The sequence below is a fragment of the Rhodococcus sp. MTM3W5.2 genome (genome assembly GCF_001984015.1).
GTDB classification, from domain to species: Bacteria; Actinomycetota; Actinomycetes; order Mycobacteriales; family Mycobacteriaceae; genus Rhodococcus_G; species Rhodococcus_G oryzae.
The window spans coordinates 3390451-3410968 of record NZ_CP019572.1 but is presented as its reverse complement, the minus strand read 5'-3'; the positions used below and the strand labels follow the sequence as shown (position 1 = coordinate 3410968).

The 20518-nt window shown below is 70.8% G+C and carries 16 protein-coding genes, 1 other RNA gene and 5 pseudogenes; 13 read left to right on the top strand and 9 right to left on the bottom strand.

What is annotated here, in order from left to right:
- Nucleotides 1-39 precede the first annotated feature (39 nt).
- Nucleotides 40-1074 carry an Rv2231c family pyridoxal phosphate-dependent protein CobC gene (gene cobC / locus BTZ20_RS15540; RefSeq protein ID WP_077041987.1) on the top strand — a complete coding sequence of 345 codons (1035 nt, stop codon included), beginning with the start codon at nucleotides 40-42 and terminating at the stop codon, nucleotides 1072-1074.
- A pseudogene (locus BTZ20_RS15535) lies at nucleotides 1074-2203 on the top strand (Nif3-like dinuclear metal center hexameric protein). Before cobC ends, BTZ20_RS15535 begins: the two are co-directional and overlap by 1 nt.
- Before the next feature lie 18 nt (nucleotides 2204-2221).
- On the opposite strand, the gene BTZ20_RS15530 reads toward BTZ20_RS15535, so the two are convergent.
- Nucleotides 2222-3448: an FAD-dependent monooxygenase gene (locus BTZ20_RS15530; RefSeq protein ID WP_077043746.1), complete on the bottom strand. Its 1227-nt coding sequence runs from the start codon at nucleotides 3446-3448 to the stop codon at nucleotides 2222-2224.
- 124 nt (nucleotides 3449-3572) lie between these two features.
- On the opposite strand from BTZ20_RS15530, the gene BTZ20_RS15525 reads away from it, so the two are divergent.
- The 4 genes and pseudogenes from BTZ20_RS15525 to BTZ20_RS15510 all read left to right on the top strand — a co-directional run bounded on the left by BTZ20_RS15525 (nucleotide 3573) and on the right by BTZ20_RS15510 (nucleotide 7918).
- A complete protein-coding gene (locus BTZ20_RS15525; RefSeq protein ID WP_083742694.1) occupies nucleotides 3573-4322 on the top strand; it encodes a TetR/AcrR family transcriptional regulator in 750 nt (249 codons plus the stop codon).
- 43 nt (nucleotides 4323-4365) lie between these two features.
- Nucleotides 4366-5103, top strand: coding sequence for a zinc ribbon domain-containing protein (locus BTZ20_RS15520; protein ID WP_077043745.1), 738 nt, complete (start codon nucleotides 4366-4368; stop codon nucleotides 5101-5103).
- A 28-nt stretch (nucleotides 5104-5131) separates the two neighbouring features.
- A pseudogene (locus BTZ20_RS15515) lies at nucleotides 5132-6232 on the top strand (bifunctional RNase H/acid phosphatase); the annotation flags it as partial.
- Nucleotides 6233-6524: 292 nt separating this feature from the next.
- A pseudogene (locus BTZ20_RS15510) lies at nucleotides 6525-7918 on the top strand (dicarboxylate/amino acid:cation symporter).
- Between the two features lie 85 nt (nucleotides 7919-8003).
- Here BTZ20_RS15510 and BTZ20_RS15505 read toward each other — a convergent pair.
- Nucleotides 8004-8390 carry a MarR family transcriptional regulator gene (locus BTZ20_RS15505; protein WP_223263804.1) on the bottom strand — a complete coding sequence of 129 codons (387 nt, stop codon included), beginning with the start codon at nucleotides 8388-8390 and terminating at the stop codon, nucleotides 8004-8006.
- 182 nt (nucleotides 8391-8572) lie between these two features.
- On the opposite strand from BTZ20_RS15505, the gene BTZ20_RS15500 reads away from it, so the two are divergent.
- Nucleotides 8573-9397 (top strand): SDR family oxidoreductase, encoded by an 825-nt coding sequence (locus tag BTZ20_RS15500; RefSeq protein WP_077041985.1) that lies wholly within the window; start codon nucleotides 8573-8575, stop codon nucleotides 9395-9397.
- Nucleotides 9398-9416: 19 nt separating this feature from the next.
- Here BTZ20_RS15500 and BTZ20_RS15495 read toward each other — a convergent pair whose 3' ends face one another.
- Nucleotides 9417-10649 (bottom strand): SLC13 family permease, encoded by a 1233-nt coding sequence (locus BTZ20_RS15495; RefSeq protein ID WP_077041984.1) that lies wholly within the window; start codon nucleotides 10647-10649, stop codon nucleotides 9417-9419.
- A 23-nt stretch (nucleotides 10650-10672) separates the two neighbouring features.
- The gene (locus BTZ20_RS15490) at nucleotides 10673-11197 is read right to left on the bottom strand and encodes a DUF1697 domain-containing protein (RefSeq protein WP_077041983.1); all 525 of its coding nucleotides are present in this window, start codon (nucleotides 11195-11197) and stop codon (nucleotides 10673-10675) included.
- Nucleotides 11198-11283: 86 nt separating this feature from the next.
- Here BTZ20_RS15490 and rnpB point away from each other — a divergent pair.
- From rnpB to BTZ20_RS15465, 5 genes and pseudogenes are all read left to right on the top strand, one after another.
- Nucleotides 11284-11699: RNase P RNA component class A (rnpB, locus tag BTZ20_RS15485), an RNA gene on the top strand.
- A 46-nt stretch (nucleotides 11700-11745) separates the two neighbouring features.
- Nucleotides 11746-12195: a hypothetical protein gene (locus BTZ20_RS28145; protein ID WP_077041982.1), complete on the top strand. Its 450-nt coding sequence runs from the start codon at nucleotides 11746-11748 to the stop codon at nucleotides 12193-12195.
- A 5-nt stretch (nucleotides 12196-12200) separates the two neighbouring features.
- Nucleotides 12201-12518: a potassium channel family protein gene (locus BTZ20_RS28140; RefSeq protein WP_262982479.1), complete on the top strand. Its 318-nt coding sequence runs from the start codon at nucleotides 12201-12203 to the stop codon at nucleotides 12516-12518.
- A 296-nt stretch (nucleotides 12519-12814) separates the two neighbouring features.
- Nucleotides 12815-13003, top strand: coding sequence for a hypothetical protein (locus BTZ20_RS15470; protein WP_077041980.1), 189 nt, complete (start codon nucleotides 12815-12817; stop codon nucleotides 13001-13003).
- Nucleotides 13004-13049: 46 nt separating this feature from the next.
- Nucleotides 13050-14460 (top strand): annotated as a pseudogene (locus BTZ20_RS15465) (RNB domain-containing ribonuclease).
- Here BTZ20_RS15465 and BTZ20_RS15460 read toward each other — a convergent pair.
- The 5 genes from BTZ20_RS15460 to BTZ20_RS15440 form a co-directional block, all read right to left on the bottom strand.
- Complete coding sequence (locus BTZ20_RS15460; RefSeq protein WP_077041979.1) at nucleotides 14444-15316, bottom strand: CHAD domain-containing protein; 873 nt, start codon at nucleotides 15314-15316, stop codon at nucleotides 14444-14446. The pseudogene BTZ20_RS15465 and the gene BTZ20_RS15460 overlap by 17 nt on opposite strands.
- A gap of 48 nt (nucleotides 15317-15364) precedes the next feature.
- Nucleotides 15365-16330: a prolyl aminopeptidase gene (gene pip / locus BTZ20_RS15455; protein WP_411269153.1), complete on the bottom strand. Its 966-nt coding sequence runs from the start codon at nucleotides 16328-16330 to the stop codon at nucleotides 15365-15367.
- Nucleotides 16327-16767 (bottom strand): hypothetical protein, encoded by a 441-nt coding sequence (locus BTZ20_RS15450; protein WP_077041977.1) that lies wholly within the window; start codon nucleotides 16765-16767, stop codon nucleotides 16327-16329. The genes pip and BTZ20_RS15450 overlap by 4 nt, the downstream gene beginning before the upstream one ends.
- A 137-nt stretch (nucleotides 16768-16904) precedes the next feature.
- The gene (panB, locus tag BTZ20_RS15445) at nucleotides 16905-17753 is read right to left on the bottom strand and encodes a 3-methyl-2-oxobutanoate hydroxymethyltransferase (protein WP_077041976.1); all 849 of its coding nucleotides are present in this window, start codon (nucleotides 17751-17753) and stop codon (nucleotides 16905-16907) included.
- 172 nt (nucleotides 17754-17925) lie between these two features.
- Entirely contained in the window at nucleotides 17926-18798 is an 873-nt protein-coding gene (locus BTZ20_RS15440) for a DUF559 domain-containing protein (RefSeq protein ID WP_077041975.1), read from the bottom strand.
- 136 nt (nucleotides 18799-18934) lie between these two features.
- Between BTZ20_RS15440 and BTZ20_RS15435 the strand changes: the two are divergent.
- Nucleotides 18935-20508 (top strand): annotated as a pseudogene (locus BTZ20_RS15435) (alpha/beta hydrolase).
- Nucleotides 20509-20518: the final 10 nt, after the last annotated feature.

Genomic DNA, 20518 nt, shown 5'->3' with positions numbered 1-20518 from the left:
TTGTCCGGCACGGCGATGCGACCGCCATAAACTCCCTTCGTGGACACCCGCTCCCCGCAGTGGACCGACCTGCGGCATCACGGCGACATCGACGCCGAACCCGGACTGCTCGACTTCGCCGTCAACGTGCGCGGCGACGGGCCGCCCGACTGGCTGCGGCAACGACTGGTCGACGCGCTGGGAACGCTGGGTCGATACCCGGACGTCGCGGCGGAGGAGGCCGCGCGGGACCAGGTCGCCGCACGGCACGGCCGCCGCCGCGACGAGGTGCTGCTGCTCTCGGGCGGCGCCGAGGGGTTCGCCATGCTGCCTCGGCTCGCGCCAGCGCTGGCGGCGCTGATCCACCCCTCGTTCACCGAGCCCGAGTGGGCGCTGCGGGAGGCGGGCGTCCCGGTCGAGACGGTGATGCTGGACGAGCCGTACCGGCTCGAGCCGGCCGCCGTCCCCGAGGGCGCGGACCTGGTGGTGATCGGCAACCCGACCAACCCGACATCGGTGCTGCACCCCGCCGCGGACATCCTGGCGCTGCGCAGGCCCGGCCGGATCGTGGTCGTCGACGAGGCGTTCGCGGACGCCGTGCCCGGCGAGCCGGAGTCGCTGGCAGGCATGTCCCTGCCCGACGTGCTGGTCTTGCGCAGCCTGACCAAGACGTTCGCGCTGGCGGGGCTGCGGTGCGGGTACGTGCTCGGACCGCCGGAGTTGCTGGCCCGCCTGCAGATCGGCCGCGCGCACTGGCCGCTCGGCAGCCTGCAGGTGGAGGCGATCCGGGCGTGTAGTGAGCCGGACGCCGTCGCGTGGGCGCGCCGCGAGGCCGACGTGATCGAGGCCGAGCGCGCGGAGATGGTGGCGATCCTTACCGAGGCGGGCGTCGCCGTGCATGTGCCTGCGCGGGGGCCGTTCCTGCTGCTGCGGGTCCCGGACGGCGAGGCGGTGCGGGCGCGGCTGCGGGACAAGGGGATCGCGGTCCGCCGGTGCGACACGTTCCCCGGCCTCGGCCCCGACCACCTGCGGGTCGCGGTCCGGGAGTCCGCCCAGGCGAGGGTGTTGGTCGACGCGATGAGAGAGGTGCTGTGATGGCTGTTCGGCTGGCCGAGGTGATCGAGGCGCTGGAGCGGGCCTATCCGCCCGCGCTTGCCGAGAGCTGGGACTCCGTCGGCCTGGTGTGCGGCGACCCCGCCGACGACGTCAGCCGGGTGCTGATCGCGGTCGACGCCACCGAGTCGGTGGTCGAGGAGGCGCTGGCCTGGGGTGCGCAGCTGCTGCTCGTGCACCATCCGCTGCTGCTGCGCGGGGTGGACACCGTCGGCGCGCACACCCCGAAGGGCGCGCTTGTGCACCGGCTGATCCGGTCCGGCTGCGCGCTGTACACCGCGCACACCAACGCCGATTCCGCCGATCCCGGGGTGTCCGACGCGCTGGCGCGGGCACTGGGGCTGACGGTGACCGGCCCGCTGGACGCGGCGCCGTCCGAGCCACTCGACAAGTGGGTGGTGATGGTCCCCACGACGGACACCGACGCCGTGCGCATGGCGCTGTTCGACGCCGGGGCGGGCGAGGTCGGCGACTACCGCGACTGCAGCTGGACCGTCACCGGCACCGGACAGTTCCTGCCGGGCGCGGACGCGAACCCGGCGCTCGGCGAGGTCGGCCGTCTGGAGCGGGTGGTCGAGGACCGCGTGGAGGTGGTGGCCAGGCGGTCGCTGCGACGCCGGGTTCTCGGCGCGCTGCGCGGCGCCCACCCCTATGAGGAGCCGGCCTTCGACGTCCTCGAGCTGGCCGACACCGGGTCGCCGCGCGGCATCGGCCGGATCGGTGAGCTCGCGGAGCCGGAGACGTTGCGCCAGTTCACCGCCCGGGTGCGGGCGGCGCTGCCCGAGACCACCTGGGGGTGCGCGCGGCGGGGGACCCCGAGGCGCCGGTGCGGACGGTGGCGGTGTGCGGCGGATCCGGCGACTCGCTGCTCGGTGTCGCCGCGGCCCGAGGGGTGGACGCCTACGTGACGGCCGACCTGCGTCATCACCCCGCGGACGAGCACCTGCGCGCGGGCGGCCCGGCACTGGTCGATGTCGCGCACTGGGCCAGCGAGTTCCCCTGGTGCGACCAGGCCAGGGGAGTGCTCGAGGCCCGGTTCGCCGGGACCCCCGGGTGGGCCAGCGCAGTGTCCGCGGTCCGCACCGACCCGTGGACGCTTGGCGGCTGCTAGCGGTCGCAGTGCCTGCGGCTAGCTCGTCGCAGGCACCCGCTCGGGCACGCTCTCGTAGCGGCTGACGTCGATGGCGTTGGCGGCCCTGGTGGACATCCAGGCCAGCAGCCTGCTCATCGGGCCGAAGGTCAGCACCTTGAACATCCGGTTGCGCTGGCCGAGCTTCTTCACGGTCGGCGGCGCCAGGGTGGGACCGGCACCCTTGGCGACCTTCTGGCAGGCGGTCGCGTAGCCGCGGATCTGCTCCTCGTACCGAGCGAACGCGACGCGGTGGTCGCCATCGGCTGCCGCCAGCTCGGCGGCCAGCACGTAGGCGCTGATCAGGGACATGCCCGCGCCCATCCCGCCGCAGGTGGCGCCGTAGCCTGCGTCCCCGATCAGGGCGATCCGGCCCTGGCTGTAGCGGTCCATCTCGACGACGCTGATCGAGTCGAAGTAGAAGCTCGTCGCGGACTCGAGCTCGCGCATCAGGGTCTGCATCTGCCAGCCGACGCCAGCCATGACGTCGGTGAGGATCCGCTTCTGCTGGTCGACGTCGCGGTGGTCGTAGTCGATCGGTGCCGACTCGAACAGGCACATGACCTCGCACTCGTCGCCGCCCCTGGTGCCGTACGCCATCACACCGACGCCCGGCTCGTTGTAGAGGACGCTGTCGTCGCCGAGTCCGATGCTGTTGGGCGCGTTGAAGATCGCGACGTAGTAGCCGGACTGGGCGAGGAACCGGGACTCGTCCCCGAAGGTCAGCTTCCGGACGTTGGAGTGCAGGCCGTCGGCGCCGATCACCAGGTCGAAGGTGCGCGGGGCGCCGCGCTCGAAGGTGACGTGCACGCCCTCCTCGGTGTCGGTGAGTCCGGTGATCGAGTCGCCGAAGACGTACTCGGTGTACGCCTCGGTCTTGTCGAACAGGAGCTGGGCGAGGTCGCCGCGCTGGATCTCGACGTCGCCCCCGGTGAACTCGGGCGGCAGGCTGGCCAGCGTCCGGCCGTCGGCGTCGATGACGTTCAGTCGGCCCTCCGGCGTCCGGAGCTCACGGATCTCGTCGAGGAGGCCCATCCGGGTGAGCATCTGCAGATGCGCCGCACCACGGAAGTCGACCGCCTGGCCGCCCTCGCGCAGTCGCGGCGCGCGCTCGACGACGGTGGCGGTGAAACCGAACCGGTGCAGCCAGAACGCCAGCGCGGGGCCGGCCAGGCTGGCCCCGGAGATGAGGACGTTGCCGCGGCGTGCCGTTGTCGACTCGATCATGGGTGCCTCCCTATAGTTGTTGTGAATCGCATTCACTGTGAATGCCATTCACGATTGAGTGTAGGTTATACACAGTTTCGGTTCGCGGTCAATCGCGGACCGTTGCGGCCACGGAGGAGAGCAGATGACGTCGGCATTCGAGCTGTTGTGGCGAGACGAGGAACCCGCGCGCCGGGGGCGACGCCCGAGCCTGAGCGTCCGCGAGGTGGTCGTGGCCGCCGTCGGGATCGCCGACGAGAGTGGACTCGAGGCGGTGTCGCTGCAGCGAGTGGCAGCCGAGTTCGGGTTCACCACCACCTCGCTGTACCGCTACGTCCCCGACAAGGCGACGCTGCTCACGCTGATGCTGGACGAGGCGATCGGCGCCCCGCCCGATCTGAGCGGCGTCGAGGGCGGGTGGCGACCGCGGCTCGAGGCCTGGGCGCGCGAGCTCCACCGCCTGTTCGTGCGGCGTCCGTGGTTGCTCGCGTCGACCGGCGGTGATGGGGTGATGGGCCCGAATCAGCTCGGCTGGATGGACTCCGCGCTGCGGGCATTCGCGGAGACCGGGCTCGAGCATCGCGATGTCCACCAGCTGTTCCTGCTGCTCCTCGGACACGTGCGAGGCGTCGCCGGTCAGGCGGCGATGCCGGACGGATTGTCCGAGCGGTGGCGCGGCGAGTGGCTCGGCTCGGTCTCCGCGATCATCGATCGGCGCCGGGACGACTATCCCGCGCTGATCGAGTCCATCGACGGCGGCGGATTCGAGCCGGGGACCGGGTCGGGCTCGAACTCGGACTGCGGTGCGTCCTCGACGGAATCGAGGTATTCGTCGGGCGGGCGCGGTGACCGCTGCGCAGCGGTACTGGCAGTGCCCCGCAGAGCGGTACGGTAGCGGGGCCAATATCCCCACTCAGCACAAGCAGGAGCCCGCCCGCGTGAACGTCGAACCCCGGATTCAGGCCAAGCTGCTCGACCTCGCGGCGGTGGATACCGAGCTGTCGAGGATCGCGCACCGCCGCCGGACGCTGCCCGAGCAGAAAGAGGTGCAGCGCCTCGAGTCCGACCGTGTGGCGCGCAAGGACGCCGCGGTCGCGGTGGAGATCGTCCTCGACGACCTGGACCGGGACATCAAGAAGCTCGAGGGCGAGGTGGACGCCGTCCGCCAGCGCGAGGAGCGCGACCGGAAGCTGCTGCAGAGCGGCACCGTCGGGGCCAAGCAGCTCACCGAGCTGGAGCACGAGCTCGGCAGCCTCGAGCGCAGGCAGTCCATCCTCGAGGACGAACTGCTCGAGGTGATGGAGCGCCGCGAGGCCTCGCAGTCCGACTACGAGCACGCGGGCGCGCAGCTGAGCCAGATCGACGACGCCCTCATCGACGCCAGCCGTCGCCGCGACGACGCCGCCGCCGACCTCGACGCGGCCGAGCAGCGGTGCGTGAGCGATCGGGCCGCGCTCGAGCCGGAGTTCCCGGCCGACCTGCTGGCCATCTACGACCGTCAGCGGTCCGCAGGTGGCGCCGGGGCCGCGTTGCTGCAGGCCCGCCGGTGCGGCGCGTGCCGGATCGAGATCGACCGCGGCGAGATCTCCCGCATCGCCAAGGCAGATCCCGAGACGCTGATCCGCTGCCCCGAGTGCAACGCGATCATGGTGCGTACCAAGGAATCCGGTCTGTGACTGAACCCGGGGCCGCTCCGCTGGCCACGTCTTCGTCGAGGCCGACGGCGGCTCGCGCGGGAACCCGGGACCGGCCGGCTACGGCGCGGTCGTCTTCGACTCCGACCACGACCGGGTACTGGCCGAGCGCGGCGAGTCCATCGGCATCGCGACCAACAACGTCGCCGAGTACCGCGGGCTGATCGCCGGGCTGACCGCCGCCGCGGAGCTCGGCGCCCGCTCGGTGTCGGTGCGGATGGACTCGAAGCTGGTCGTCGAGCAGATGTCCGGGCGCTGGCAGGTCAAGCATCCGGACATGAAGCCGCTCGCCCGGCAGGCGGGCGAGCTGGCCGCGGGTTTCGAGCGGGTGGACTACACGTGGATCCCGCGGGCCGAGAACTCGCACGCCGACCGGCTCGCGAACGAGGCCATGGACGGGCAGCCGACGAACCTGACGGCACCGGCCCCGACGACGGTCGCCGTGAAAACCGAGAAGCAGGAGTCCGCCCCGGTGTCGCCGGGATGGACAGGCGCGCTGGGCAAGCCGACCAGGATGCTGCTGCTGCGGCACGGGCAGACCGCGCTGTCGGTCGAGCGCCGCTACTCCGGCCGCGGCAACCCGGAGCTGACCGAACTCGGTCTGTCGCAGGCCCGCGCGGCCGCCAAGCGGATCGGCGAACGCGGCGGCATCACCGCGGTCCTGGCGTCGCCGCTGGGGCGGGCGCGGCAGACCGCCGAGGCGGTGGCCGCCGAGCTGTCGCTGCCGGTCCGGGTCCACGAGGGACTCATCGAGACGGATTTCGGTGACTGGGAGGGGCTGACCTTCGGGGAGGCGTCCGCGCGCGACCCCGAACTGCACCGTCGGTGGATCTCCGACACCTCCGTCCGGCCGCCAGGCGGCGAGAGCTTCGACGAGGTGCGGGCGCGCATCGAGCGGGCGCGCGACGATCTCATGGCCGAGTTCCCCGGCGCGAACCTGCTGCTGGTCTCGCACGTCACGCCCATCAAGACCCTGCTGCAGATGGCGCTGGACGTCGGGCCGTCGCTGCTCTACCGGCTGCACCTGGACCTGGCCTCGCTGTCCATCGCCGAGTTCTACCCCGACGGCGGCGCCTCGGTACGCCTCGTCAACGACACCTCGCACCTGTAGTGCGGCCGCGCCGCCCGTGAGTGATTTGTACCCCGGTCGGGGTACAAATCGCTCACCGGCGCGAAGCGCGTTTCTTAGCGGGAGTAACATGATCCGGGTGAACTCGCTGCTGACCAGTCGACGGTATGTCGACAACTGTCTGCAGGCGAGCGCTGTCTGTATGCGCTGACCCATCCATTCCCGCCACCCGGTCGACGTCTGTCCCGGGCCCGGCGTCCGTCAGCACTCCCCGCGCACCCACGCTCGCACGAGCGTGCCTGCTGCTGCGCACCCATCACGAAAGGTCCGTCACATGTCGGCCCCCACCCTCGCCCGCACCAGGCGCCTGCCCGGCTGGGCAACCTCGTTCGGCCCACAGATCGTCGTCGGCCTGATCGCCGGCGTCCTCATCGGACTGCTGGCACGCTCGATGCCCCTCGCCGACGACGGCAGTCCCAACTGGCTGACCGGCACCGTCACGACCATCGGTTCGAGCTACGTCGCGCTGCTGACCGTCGCGGTGATCCCGCTGGTCTTCACGGCGATCGTCAGCTCCATCGCCAACCTCCGCCAGGTGGCCAACGCCGCCCGTCTCGCCGTCCAGACGCTGCTGTGGTTCGCGATCACCGCGTTCATCGCGGTGCTGATCGGCATCGCGGTCGGGCTGATCACCCAGCCCGGGGCGAACACGTCCGTCAATCCCGACGACGCCGGGGTCCCGAAGGGTTCCGGCTCCTGGTGGGCGTTCCTGACCGGCCTGGTGCCGCAGAACTTCCTCGCCCTCGGCGCGAAGACGACGGTCACGGACTCCGGTGCCGCGACCACGTCGCTGAGCTTCAACGTCCTGCAGCTGCTGGTCATCGCGATCGCGGTCGGGATCGCGGCGCTGAAGGTGGGCAAGAAGGCGGAGCCGTTCCTGGAACTGAACGCTTCGCTGCTCGCGATCGTGCAGAAGGTGCTCTGGTGGATCATCCGCCTCGCCCCGATCGGCACCGCCGCGCTGATCGCGAAGGCCGTGGCCACGTACGGGTGGGACGCGATCGGTCAGCTGGGCGTGTTCACGTTGGCCGTCTACATCGGCCTGGCGATCGTGTTCTTCGTCGTGTACCCGATTCTCGTTCGCGCGCACGGTCTCTCGGTCAAGCAGTTCTTCTCAGGCGTGTGGCCTGCCACCCAGCTCGGCTTCGTGTCCCGCTCCTCGATCGGCACCCTGCCGCTCACCGAGCGGGTCACCGAGCGCAACCTGGGAGTGCCGCGCGAGTACGCGTCGTTCGCGGTGCCGCTCGGCGCGACCACCAAGATGGACGGCTGCGCCGCGATCTACCCGGCCATCGCCGCGATCTTCGTGGCCCAGTTCTACGGCATCGACCTGAGCCTGACGGACTACCTGCTGATCGTCGTGGTCTCGGTGATCGGTTCGGCCGCCACCGCGGGCACCACCGGTGCCACCGTGATGCTCACGCTGACCCTGTCCACCCTGGGGCTCCCGCTCGCGGGTGTCGGCCTGTTGCTGGCCGTCGAGCCGATCGTCGACATGGGTCGCACCGCGCTCAACGTCACCGGGCAGGCGCTGGTCCCGACCATCGTCGCCAAGCGGGAGGGATCCTCGACGAGGAGCTCTACAACGCGCCCCGCAACGGCGACCCGTTCGCCGAGGAGGACCCCGAACTGCCGCCGTCCGCGGAGAAGGTCCCCGCGACCGTCTGACCTGGCCCCAGGGGACTGTCCCCGACGCGCAGCGCCCCGTCTCCCCGATGTGGAGGCGGGGCGCTTCGTGTTTCGGGGGATCGTGTCAGGACGCGTCCGGTCCCGCGAGGCGTTCCGCCTGTGCCCGCCCGACGGCCCCGGCACGGTTCAGGTAGTCCGAGATGACCGCCAGCTCGTCGTCGCTGTAGGTCTCCAGTACCGCACCGAAGGCCGTCCCCGGCACGTCCCACGCCGCACCGATTCGCGCCCTGGCCTCGGGGGCCAGCGTGACCAGGGACCTGCGGCGGTCCTGCGGGTCGGCGTGGCGTTCCACGAGTCCGGCCTTGGCCATGCGGTCGACCAACCGGGTCGCCGATCCCGAGGTCAGCCCGGTCAGTCGGGCGATCTCGCCGGTGCTCACCGGCCCCGGCTCGACGTCGAGCAGCGCGATGCACTGCAGGTCGGTGGGGTGCAGGCCGAGGTGATCCGCCATCGCCTGATTGAACAGCGTGTAGTCGGCGTAGTGCCGCTGGCTGTCGACGGCGATCTGTTTCAACAACTCCGCACGGGTTGACACCGTAGGACCTCCCTGCATAAGTTTATCTGCGTCACGCAGAGATTGCGTCACGCAGAATCTGCGTAGTGCACACAGAATACTCCAGCGAAGGGAACCCCATGACCATCCTCGTCACCGGCAGCCGAGGCGCCGTCGCCCAGCGCCTCATCGCCCTCCTCGACGCCAGGGGGCTGCCGTATCGCGCGGCCTCGAGCAACCCGCAGGACCCGTCCACGATCCGCTGCGACCTCACCGACGCGGCCGACTTCGCCGCCGCGCTGGACGGGGTGACCTCGGTTTTCCTCTATGCCGCGGCCGCGCAGATCGATGCCTTCATCGCCGCCGCCACGACGGCGGGCGTCGAGCACATCGTGCTGCTGTCCTCGTCGTCCGTCCTCGCACCGGACGCCGCCACCGACATCATGGCCAGGTCCCACCTCGAGGTCGAGAACGCCCTGCTGGCGTCGCCGATCCGCACCACGCTGCTCCGGCCCGGCGCCTTCGCAGGCAACGCGCAGGCCTGGGCGTGGCCCATCAGGTCCGGCAGTCCCGTGAGCCTGCCGTATCCCGGCGCCCACAACGACCCGATCCACGAGGCGGACGTCGCCGAGGCCGCGCTGGCCGTGCTCACCGATCCCGGCCTCGCGGGTCGCGCGTACACCCTCTCCGGTGCCGAGTCCGTCACGTTCGCCGACCAGATCGAGGTCCTCGCCCGTGTCATCGGCACGCCCATCGCCGTTGACCACGTCACCGGTGACGCCTGGAAGGCCGAGATGGCCGACCATGTCCCCGCGGACTACGCCGATGCGCTCCTGAAGTGGTGGCGGTCCAACGACGGCACGCCCGTCGAGCTCACGGACCACGTCCGGGTCCTCACCGGCCACGGGCCTCGCAGCTTCACCACGTGGGCGCAGGACCACGCCGCCGAGTTCGCCGTCGGCTGACTTGGCAGGCCCTGCCGTGTCAGAGCGCCAGCCACAGCGCGGTGACGGCGCCGAGGATGGTCAGTGGAGTGCTGATCACGCCGAGCGCGGTGAAGGTGCCCAGCGTCGGCGGCTGCCCACAGCGGGTCGCCACCCGGCGCCACAGCAGCGTTGCCAGGGACCCGGTGTAGGTCAGATTCGGCCCGAGGTTCACCCCGATCAGCATCGCCAAGAGCAGCCCGGTCGGTGCGCCAGGGCCGAGGGCGCCGATCATCAGGAGGGTGGCGGGCAGGTTGTTGATCAGGTTGGCGGCGAGCGCGGCAACCGACGCTGTCAGGAGCAGGGCCGTGAACGACTCCGAATGCGGTAGTAGGCCCCCGATCCAGTCACCGACCGCCCCGTCGGTCAGGGGAGCGACGAGGATCCCCAGCGCGAGGACGAACACCGCAAAGTAGGGATCGGCCGCGGCGAGCATCGACCGCGGCCTGGTGCGCCCCTCCTTCAGCGCTGGCACGCCGAGCAGGACCGCGCCGGCGACCGCGATCCACGCAGGGGCCACCCCGACGAGCCCGGACAGCGCGAAGCCCGCCAGGGTAAGACCCAGGACCGTCAGGGCCCAGCGCGGCGGCGGCACGATCCGCGTAGGCGTCGGGGCCGGTTCCGGCGGCACGGCGAGGTCGCGCGCGAAGAAGAGCCGGAACACCGCGAACTCCACCGCGATCGCGACGAACCACGGCAGTGCCATCAGGGAGGCGAAGTGGAGGAACCCGAGGCCCGTCGCCGAGAAGGCCAGCAGGTTCGTCAGGTTCGAGACCGGCAACAGCGTCGATGCCGAGTTGGCCAGGTGCGCCGCGGCATAGTTCACCGGGCGCGCCGAGATGCCCATCCTCGTCGCGGTCGCCAGGATCGCGGGCGTCAGCAGCACCACCGTGGCGTCCAGGCTCAACACCGCGGTGGTGACCGCGCAGGCGGTGAATGCCAGTCCCAGCAGCCGCTTCGGGCGACCCCGGGAACCGCGCCGCAGGACCGACGCGGTCCAGGTGAACACGCCGCTCGCGTCCGTGAGGTGGGCAAGCACGAGGATCGCGGCGAGGAACGCCACGGTCGGACCGAGCGTGCGCACCTCCTCCAGCGCCTGCGCCGGGGTGACCGCACCGACGGCCACCACGATCACGGCGGCGGGCGCGGCGACGGCCACCTCGGGCAGTCCGTGCGGCCGGAGGATCGCGGCGGCCAGCACCAGGGCGACGAGGGCGCCGACAAGCCAGACCATTCGGCGAGTACCTCAGCCGACCGTCACAACAGCTTGCGCAGCGTGCGCAGGTTCCGGTTGGTCGTCGTCGACTTGTACTTGGCCTTGGCGCTGAGCTTTCCGAACGGGCTCTGCAGCGTCTCGCCGCGCTCGACATGCCAGTACAGGACGCCGTCGCCGAGGGCGACCGCCTCGTCTCCGAGCGCGAGAGACTGTGCGGCGGCGAACATGTCGTCCAGCGACGCCGGGTCCGAGGACAGCAGCACGTACGGGTGCCACCCGTCCCGGTCGGCCTCGAACGGGAAGCCCTCGACGATCGCGGCCAGGCTCGGGTGGTCCACGAGCACGATCCAGGCGTCGTAGCCGAACCTCTCCCGCAGGCAGGCCTCGATATCGGACTTGATCGCCTCGCGGTCCACGCGGTCGGAGTCGAAAAGCACATTGCCCGAGGCCAATACGGTCTTGACGTTGTCGAAACCGAGCCCCGAGATCGCGTCCTTGAGGTCCGCCATCTTGATGTTGATCCCGCCGACATTGATGCCCCGCAGCAACGCGATGTATCTGGCCATGGCTAGACGGTAGACAGTCGACGCCGGTCAAACAAGCGTTCGAGTGTCGGAGGTGTGCGCGTCAGGCAGTAGTCTGTAGCGGCGGACGAGTTGGTCGGGCGACCGCGGCTCGGGGAACCGTGCGCTCGCGCGCGCAGGCCCAGGGCCGAGGAAAGTCCGGACTCCACAGAGCAGGGCGGTTGCTAACGGCAACCCGGGGTGACCCGCGGGACAGTGCCACAGAAAACAGACCGCCGGCGCGTGAGCGTCGGTGAGGGTGAAACGGTGCGGTAAGAGCGCACCAGCACCCCAGGTGACTGGGGTGGCTAGGTAAACCCCGCCCGGAGCAAGGTCGAAGGCCGCACCTTCTCGAAGGTGCGGCTGCGCAGGTGTTCGAGGGCTGCTCGCCCGAGCCTGCGGGTGGACCGCTCGAGGTACCCGGCAACGGTGTGCCCAGATGGATGGTCGCCACCCGGCGCCTCGGCGCCGGGGACAGGATCCGGCTTACAGACCAACTCGTCCGCCCACTTACCGAGAATGTGCACGTCGGCAGTCGCTACTCTCGGCCGATGGCACTGCTCAAGTCATCGAGGGACACCCTTCTCACGGTCGCATCGCTCGTCTTCCTGGCGGCCTATGCCCTCCCGATCCTGGTGGTGGGTCTGGCACCGGGAATCCGGCTCCTCTGTGACGTCGCGATGATCGTCACCTGGGCGGCCTTCGCGCTCGACTACGGCGACCGACTCGTGCGGGCACGCGAGAAGTGGCCCTTCGTCCGGGCCAACCTCTTCGAACTGGTGGCGCTGCTGCTCCCGCTGTTGCGTCCGCTGCGCCTGGTGGTGGTGCTCGCCGCGCTCAGCCGCAGCATGGCCGGATCGTTCCGGGGCAGGGTCGGGGCGTACGTGGTGGGCGGCACCGCGCTGTTGGTGTTCTGCGCCGCCCTCGCGGTCCTCGACGCCGAACGAGCCAATCCCGACGCGAACATCACCGGGTTCGGGGACGCGCTCTGGTGGGGGTGACGACGGTGACCACCGTCGGCTACGGAGACCGGTACCCGACGACGGCGGAGGGCAGATTGATCGCGTTCGGGCTGATGCTCGGCGGCGTCGCGCTGCTCGGTGTCGTCACCGCGTCGCTGGCCTCGTGGTTCGTCGAACGGGTCGCCGCCGCCCAGGAGGACGGGGCGAAGCACACCAACGACGAGATCCACCGGCTCACCGCGGAAATCGCGGACCTCAATCGGAGGCTGGCGGAGCAGGCCGGGGCGGCGAGCGCGCAAAAAGATGCCCCCGCCGAAACGGCGGGGGCATCTTTGTCGACGTCCGACCTCAGATCGGGTTGACGACCAGGGTCGTCGCCCAGTGCTCGGCGGCGTCGGCTCCGAGATGCGGGAGGAGGGCATCGTAGAGCAGGTAAGACATGGGGCCATGCGGGTGATTCTCCATTTCATACGGGTTGAGGCGGTGCAGCGCGGAAACTCTCGAATCCTGGGATACGGGTGCGGTGGATGTGACACGCCGTACCCTGCCGCGCGTAAGAGTCTCATGCTTGCGTGCAGTCCTCAAGCGAACGGGCCGAAAAGATTTCGAGGCGGCGGTTCGGATGGTGAGGGTGCCGGGAACCGGGCACACTGAAGACATGAGCGAGGACGAAGAGCACCTCTGGTACTACTGCGTGTCGGACGGTTCGGTGCGTCAGGGCAAGGACGCCCGCGGGCTCGACCGGATGGGTCCCTATCCGGATCGTGAGACCGCCGCGCGGGCGTTGGAGATCGCCGCGGAGCGCAACAAGGCCGCCGACAAGGCCGAGGACGACTGGAACAACTGACGTTCGGCCGCGCGGACGAGCCGAGCCACTACGCTCGGCAGTTGTGATGACGCGTATCTCTGCCCGCGGGATCGACTTCGGTGCCATCAGGACCGACTTCTCGCTGACCGCCGACTTCCCCCGAGGGCCATCGCCGAGGCGGAGTCCGCGGTCGACCGATACGCGGCCGAGCGTGCGGACCGAACCGACCTGGCGCTGGTCACGATCGACCCGCCGACGTCCATGGATCTCGACCAGGCCGTGCACCTCGAGCGCACGCCCACCGGGTTCGTCCTGCACTACGCGATCGCCGACGTCGCGGCCGTCGTCGTCCCCGGCGGCGACCTGGACGCCGAGGTCCGGCGGCGCGGCCAGACCTTCTACCTGCCGGACGGATCGCTGCCGCTGCACCCACGGGTGATGTCCGAGGGTGCGGCCAGCCTGCTACCCGATCTGGTGCGGCCGGCCGCGCTGTGGCGGATCGAGCTCGACGAGCGGGCGGAGCCGGTCTCGGTCGAGGTCTCCCGCGCCCTGGTGCGTTCGGTCGCACGGTTCGACTACGCAGGGGTGCAGGCGGATTCGGAGTCCGGCTCGTTGCATCCCTCGATCGCGGCGTTGCCCGAGTTCGGCAAGCTGCGGCTCGCCTCCGCGATCGACCGCGGCGCGATCGAGCTCAAGCTGCCCGAGCAGGAGGTGGTCGGCGACGGCGACGGCTGGCGGCTCGAGCTGCAGCCGCGCACCGAGGCCGACGACTGGAATGCGGAGGTGTCGCTGCTGACCGGGATGTGTGCGGCGAAGCTGATGATCGACGCCGGCATCGGACTGCTGCGCACCCTGCCCGCCCCTGCGCCCGGCGCGGTCGCGGCACTGCGCAGGGCCGCGAGCGCACTCGGCATGGACTGGCCGACGCAGGTCCCTGTCGGCGAATTCCTCGCGGGCCTGGAACCGAACACGCCCGCGACGCTGGTGATGATGACCGAGGCGACCTCGCTGCTGCGCGGTGCGGGCTACGCCGCGTTCGACGGCGAGGTCCCGGAGCTGGTCACGCATTCCGGGATCGGCGCCCCGTACGCCCACGTGACGGCGCCGCTGCGGCGCCTCTCGGACCGGTTCAGCACCGAGGTGTGCCTGGCGATCTGCGCGGGAACGCCGGTGCCGCAATGGGTTCGCGACGCCCTACCCTCCCTGTCGGATCTGATGAGGGGCTCGGACACGTTGGCCAACAAGGTCGATCGGGCCTGCGTGGACCTCACGGAGGCCACCCTGCTCGCCGGCCGCGAGGGCGAGGTGTTCGACGCGGTGGTGCTGCGCGGGTGGACGGCAAGCGGGAGGCCGAGGTGTTCGCGCCGCAGGCGACGGTGATCGGCAAGTGCCTCGGCGATCCGCCGGAGGGCGAGGCGGTGTCCGTGCGCCTGGTTCAGGCCGACGTCACCGCGCGGACGGTGAAGTTCGGCTACCCGGCTACAGCTTCCGGCTAGCAGACCTGATCTTGCGCACCAGCTTTCGCGAGCGCGGCACGGCGGGTCGGACCCGGTCGGCCTCGACGGCGGTCAGCACACCGTAGGTGAAGGTGTCCTCGCCCGCCCCGCGGGCCAGGTCGGCCGCGGCCAGTAGTCGAGACCGTGCGACCACGGAATCGTGGTGGTCCCCGAGCACGGTCTGCAGCTTCTTGGCCGCCCTACCCGCCCGCACGGGCGAGGGACGGGTGGATGCGGCCGCCTCCGCGGCGTACCGGAGCGCCTTGGCGCGCTTGCGGACCGTGTGCAGGCGCTCCGGCGTCGGTTCGACGGTGCCCCGTCCGGCGAGTCCCGCCTTCCGCGCGGCCTTGCGTAGCTTGCGACGGGCGCGGTGTAGCCCGAAGCGGACCGCGTCGGTTCGGCACGGGGGCGCCGCGAGCAGGGCGTCCAGCGAGGCCAGCAGCGCCTCGTAGCGAGTGCCGTCGAGCGCGGCGACGGCCTCGATGTGCGCATCGCGGTAGGCGAGCTCGTTCGTCGCCACCAGGCGATGGCGGACGGGACCGCGCACCAGTTCGGGCGGTTGCGAGTCGAGGAGATCGCGAAACCGCTCGGCCATCACCTCGGCGTCCCTGGCGTTGCCGAGAACCGTACCCAGCCATCGGAGTTCGGCCCGCACGCCGTCGGTCGCGCCGTCCGGGAAGAGTGACCTGTAGCTGCCGAGCACGCTGCGCAGTCGCCGCGTCGAGACCCGCATCTGGTGCACCGAGTCGAACTCGTCGCGGCGCACCTCGTCGGCGCGTGAATCCAGTTCGTCGGCGTGATCGCGTAACGCCGCCAGCACGGCAGCGGTCCCGTCCGGTGTGCGCCCCTTGCCCATACCTCAGGTCTACCCGCCCGTGTCCGTCGCTGTCGAGAGATTCGGGCGTCAGCCGCGAAAGGTGTCGGTCGCCTCGACCAGGTGGTGGGCGATCCCCGGCTCGTTCGCGGCGTGCCCGGCGTCGTCGACGATCACCAGCCGGGCCGACGGCCAGGCCCGGTGCAGGGCCCACGCGCTGGTCGCCGGGCACACCACGTCGTACCGGCCCTGCACGATCACGGCCGGGATCGTGTCGATCGCGGCGATGTCGCGGAGCAGCTGGCCCTCCGCGAGGAATCCGTGGTTGCGGAAGTAGTGGTTCTCGATCCGCGCGAACGCCAGCGCGAAGCGCGGCTCTGCGGTCTCCTCGACCCGTGCGGGCCGGGGCAGCAGCGAACTGGTGGCGCCCTCCCAGGTGGACCAGGCGACCGCGGCCGCCAGCGCGACGTCGTCGTCGGGGGAGTGCAGCAGGCGGTGGTAGGCCTCGACGAGGTCGCCGCCGCGCTCGGCCTCGGGCACCGGGGCGAGGAACCCTTCCCACAGGTCGGGGTAGATCGCGCTCGCGCCGCCGTTGTAGTACCAGTCGATCTCGCTGCGGCGCAGCAAGAACACCCCGCGCAGCACCAGCTCGGTGACCCGGTCCGGGTTGGCCTGCGCGTAGGCCAACGCCAGCGTCGAACCCCAGGAACCGCCGAAGACCTGCCAGCGCTGCACCCCGAGGTAGGTGCGCAGCGCCTCGATGTCGGCGATGAGGTGCGCCGTGGTGTTCACCGACAGGTCCGCGCCGTCGGCGACGTGCGGGGTCGAACGCCCGCAGCCGCGCTGATCGAACAGCACGATCTGGTAGGCGTCGGGGTCGAAGAACCGGCGGTGGTCGGCGGTGGTGCCGCCGCCGGGCCCGCCGTGCAGGAACACGACGGGCTTGCCGTCGGGGTTACCGCTGACCTCCCAGTAGATGCGCTGCCCGTCGCCGACGTCGAGGTGTCCGGCGCGGTGCGGCTCGATCTCGGGGTACAGGTCCCGCATCGGTGTCAGAACCCGATCAGGCCCGATGCGAGGTCTGGGATCCGCAGCGATTCGATGGCCTCGGCGCGCACGTCCGGGCACTGCGCCTGGGTGATCGCGTCGATCCGGGCCTTGTTGCCCATCAGCTCGATGACATTGATGCCGTTCTGGGCGGCCCAGGTGCCGACCACCGTGTTCAGCCCGCCCTTGCCGATGGTCGGGGTGTACGTGCGCCAGCTCTGCAGCTGCGCCTGCATGTCCGAGCACAGCTGGGCGGCCTGCACCTCGGTGACGCCGCCCGCGACCGGGCCACCGGGCGCAGGGGCGACCGAGGTGCCCGGCAGGGCGCCCGTGCCGCCGCTCGGCGCGGGAGCGGGGGCCGGGGCGTTCTCGGTGGCGCAGCCGCTCGCGAGTGCGACGACAGCAGCGGCTCCGGCGACGGCAGCCGCGAGACGACGATGGAACATGTAGGCACCCTGTCTTTCGGTGAAGTGTGTGACGGCGCACGGGATACCCGCGCGCGCCGTTGTCATCGAGTGTGCCATCGCGCGACGACAACCCGCCCCGCGAGAGGGCGGATCGTCGTCGCGCGGGGAAACCGGCGTCAGAAGCTGTGTTCCTCGGCGGGGAAGGTGCCGGACCGGACCTCGGCGGCGTAGGCGGCCGCCGCGCCGCGCAGATCGTCGCCGACGGCGGCGAACTTCTTGACGAACTTGGCGGTCTTGCCGCTGGTGTACCCGGCCATGTCCTGCCAGACCAGCACCTGCGCATCGCATTCGGAGCCCGCGCCGATGCCGACGGTCGGGATCGTCAGCTTCCGGGTGACCTGGCCGGCGATCTCGGCGGGCACCATCTCCATGACCACGGAGAACGCGCCGGCCTCCTGCACGGCGATGGCGTCGGCGACGAGCTGCTCGGCACCGTCGCCGCGGCCCTGCACGCGGAAGCCGCCGAGGCTGTTCACGGACTGCGGGGTGAACCCGATGTGCGCCATCACCGGGATGCCCGCGGCGGTGATCGCGGCGATCTGCGGGGCGACGCGCTCGCCGCCCTCGAGCTTGACCGCGTGCGCCTGGCCCTCCTTCATGAACCGGGTGGCGGTGGCCAGCGCCTGTTCGGGCGAGGACTCGTAGCTGCCGAACGGCAGGTCGGCGACGACGAGGGCGTTCGGGGCGCCGCGGACCACGCCGCGGACCAGCGGGATCAGCTCGTCGATGGTGATCGGCACCGTCGTGTCGTAGCCGTAGACGACGTTCGCGGCGGAGTCGCCGACCAGGAGTACCGGGATGCCGGCCTCCTCGAAGATCCGCGCGGTCGAGTAGTCGTAGGCGGTGAGCATCGCCCAGCGCTCGCCCTCGGCCTTCATGGTCTGCAGGTGGTGGGTGCGGATCTTGGTTCGCTTGGCGGCCGGCTGAGCGGGCGCGGAACCGTAGGGCGCAGTGTTATCGGACATCAGTGTCCCTTTCGTGCCTCGAGGCCCAGTGCGGGTCCCCGGGTTGTGGGTGATGACGTAGCTCAGTCTGCCACCGGCCGACCACCCCGAGAACAGGCGGTGACGTGCAATTGGTCACATCGGATCCGGCAGTGATTCGCCCGGATGGCGGGCGGAACTCAGCCGGATCGCGTCAGTGACGGGCGAGGGCGGTCCGGATCTCGGCCAGCACTCCGTCCGGGTCGAGGGTGAGCCGGTGCCAGGTGAAGCGCAGGACGTGCCAGCCGGCATTGACCAGGATGTTCTGGCGCTCGGCGTCTCGATTGAACCTCGCGGCATCGCGGTGCCAGGCCCACCCGTCCACCTCGATCGCGAGGCGCTGCCCTGTGAACGCCACGTCGATCTCGAACCCGTGGTCCCACACGTGGGCGGCCCACCCGGTGAGCCCTGCCGAACGGAGGAGGCGGTGCAGGATCCGCTCTGCCTCGGAGTGGCCACCCTCACCGGCCGACCGGAGCAACCGGTCCGCGGCCGAGGTACCGGCCCGCCCGCGGTTTCGCTCGTGCACAGCGACCAGGATGGGCAACGACGTATGCCGCTGCAGGACGCGATCGAGAAGTGTTGATCCGTTCCGAAGTTCGACGGCCGCCTCCAACGCTGTCAGTGGCAGCTCGGTCGCGCCGAGGGCCCTGAAGGTCCCGATGTCCTCCCACCCCAGGTCGCGGCGGCGCATTCGGATGGCCGGGTCGGGTGACGCGGGGCGCCCACGTGGGACGTTCACCCAGTGCCTGGTCGGCGGTACCTGGGTCAGACCGTGCCACCACGCTGCGCTCGGACCGTATGCGACTGCGCCCGGACCCGACCCGTAGACGGCCGCGCGCAACGCCGCTGCATGGGTCAACGGGTGGTCCCCGCGGAGGAAAACGCCGCGGCGGAGTCGACGCCACTGACCTGCCATCACCCGACGACTCACCGCGGATTCGCTCATCCCGGTCGCACGGGCCTGACCGAGGGTGATCACGCCGTCCTGGCGGGCCATGATCGCGTTCAGCCGAGTCGACGTCATGCACTGTTCGACGCGCGCCGAGTCGATCGGTTCCGTCGAATCGCTGATCCGGCAGTGATTCGCCCGCGCAGCGGGTGAAACCCTGCCGGATCAGGGCCGGGCCGGGGTGCCGCCTGCCCGTGGCACCATCGATGGCATGCCGATATCGCGCCGAGTCCCTGTCGTACTGGCCGTGGGAGCGCTCGTCGCAGCCATGGCCGCCGGATGCGGGAGCGTGGTCGACGGGGCAGCTCAGGGTGAGGCGGCAGGCCGGCCCGCGGGTGACTTCGCCGCGGGGGCGGGCGCGGTCCCGGCGGGCCTGGAGGCGTTCTACACCCAGACCCCGCAGTGGGAGTCCTGCGAGGGCTACAGCACCGACGGGATGCCGCTGGCCAGCAGCCTCGAGTGCGCCGAGATCACAGTGCCGGTCGACTACGCGGACCCGACAGGGGACACCGCGAAGGTCGCGATCTCCCGGAGCCAGGCGACCGGTCCGAAGATCGGGTCCGTCCTGGTCAACCCCGGTGGGCCCGGCGCATCCGGCTTGGCGATGGCGACAGACGGCGCGGGCACCGCGTTGGGCGAACGGTTCGACGTGATCGGGTTCGACCCGCGCGGGATCGGCGCGTCGACGCCGCAGGTGCGCTGCCTGACGCCCGCGGAGACCGACGCGCAGCGCGCGGATCCCGGCGTGGACATGAGCCCGGACGGTATCGCCCGGATCGAGGCCAAGAACGCCGACTACGCGCGCAAGTGCGCCGAGCGGACCGGCGCCGAGTTCCTCGAGCATGTCGGCACCCGTGAGGTGGTCCGGGACATGGACGTGATCCGGTCGGTGCTCGGCGACGAGAAGCTGTCCTACCTCGGGTACTCGTACGGCACCCGGCTCGGCTCGAGCTACGCCGAGACGTTCCCCGCGAACGTGCGCGCGATGGTGCTCGACGGCGCGCTGGACCCGAACCAGGACCAGGTCCAGGAGGTGGTGCTGCAGGCGGCTGGCTTCCAGAAGGCGTTCGACGCGTTCGCGGCGGACTGCGCGCAGTCGGACGACTGCCCGCTCGGCACCGACCCGGCCCGGTTCAGCGCGCGGTTCAAGGAGCTGGTCGATCCGCTGGTCGACAAGCCCGCGGACACCACCGACCCAAGGGGCCTCGGCTACCGGGACGCGATCACCGGGGTCCAGCAGGCGCTGTACTCGCAGAACCTGTGGGGGATGCTCCGCGGCGGGCTCAACTCGCTGGCCGACGGTCACGGCGACACCCTCCTGCAGCTGGCCGACACGTACGAGGGTCGCCAGGAGGACGGCAGCTACAGCAACATCGAGGACGTGTTCAACGCGGTTCGGTGCGTCGACGACCCGCCGGTCACCGATCGGGCAGAGGCAGGCGCGGCGGACACCGAGTTCCGGCGGGCCGCGCCTTTTCTCGACGACGGCCGCGGCACGGGGAACGCACCGCTGGACACCTGCGCCTTCTGGCCGGTGCCCAGCTCCGGGAGCCCGCACACGATCGATGCCCCCGGTCTGCCGCACCTCGTCGTGATCTCGACGACCGAGGATCCCGCAACGCCGTACCAGGCCGGAGTGGAGCTGGCCAAGCAGCTCGGGGCCTCCCTGATCACGTACCGGGGACCCAGCACACGGTCGCGATGAGCGGCGTCTCCTGCGTCGACGACCCCGTCGTCGAGTACCTCACCGAGCTGACCGAACCCCAGCCCGACCTCACGTGTTAGTAACCGATTT

Coding starts and splice junctions, on each gene's coding strand:
- BTZ20_RS15530 (WP_077043746.1), bottom strand. CDS start 3,448: ATGATCGAGTCGACAACGGCACGCCGCGGCAACGTCCTCATCTCCGGG.
- BTZ20_RS15525 (WP_083742694.1), top strand. CDS start 3,573: ATGACGTCGGCATTCGAGCTGTTGTGGCGAGACGAGGAACCCGCGCGC.
- BTZ20_RS15505 (WP_223263804.1), bottom strand. CDS start 8,390: ATGGCGGATCACCTCGGCCTGCACCCCACCGACCTGCAGTGCATCGCG.
- BTZ20_RS15500 (WP_077041985.1), top strand. CDS start 8,573: ATGACCATCCTCGTCACCGGCAGCCGAGGCGCCGTCGCCCAGCGCCTC.
- BTZ20_RS15495 (WP_077041984.1), bottom strand. CDS start 10,649: ATGGTCTGGCTTGTCGGCGCCCTCGTCGCCCTGGTGCTGGCCGCCGCG.
- BTZ20_RS15490 (WP_077041983.1), bottom strand. CDS start 11,197: ATGGCCAGATACATCGCGTTGCTGCGGGGCATCAATGTCGGCGGGATC.
- BTZ20_RS28145 (WP_077041982.1), top strand. CDS start 11,746: ATGGCACTGCTCAAGTCATCGAGGGACACCCTTCTCACGGTCGCATCG.
- BTZ20_RS15470 (WP_077041980.1), top strand. CDS start 12,815: ATGAGCGAGGACGAAGAGCACCTCTGGTACTACTGCGTGTCGGACGGT.
- BTZ20_RS15460 (WP_077041979.1), bottom strand. CDS start 15,316: ATGGGCAAGGGGCGCACACCGGACGGGACCGCTGCCGTGCTGGCGGCG.
- BTZ20_RS15450 (WP_077041977.1), bottom strand. CDS start 16,767: ATGTTCCATCGTCGTCTCGCGGCTGCCGTCGCCGGAGCCGCTGCTGTC.
- panB (WP_077041976.1), bottom strand. CDS start 17,753: ATGTCCGATAACACTGCGCCCTACGGTTCCGCGCCCGCTCAGCCGGCC.
- BTZ20_RS15440 (WP_077041975.1), bottom strand. CDS start 18,798: ATGACGTCGACTCGGCTGAACGCGATCATGGCCCGCCAGGACGGCGTG.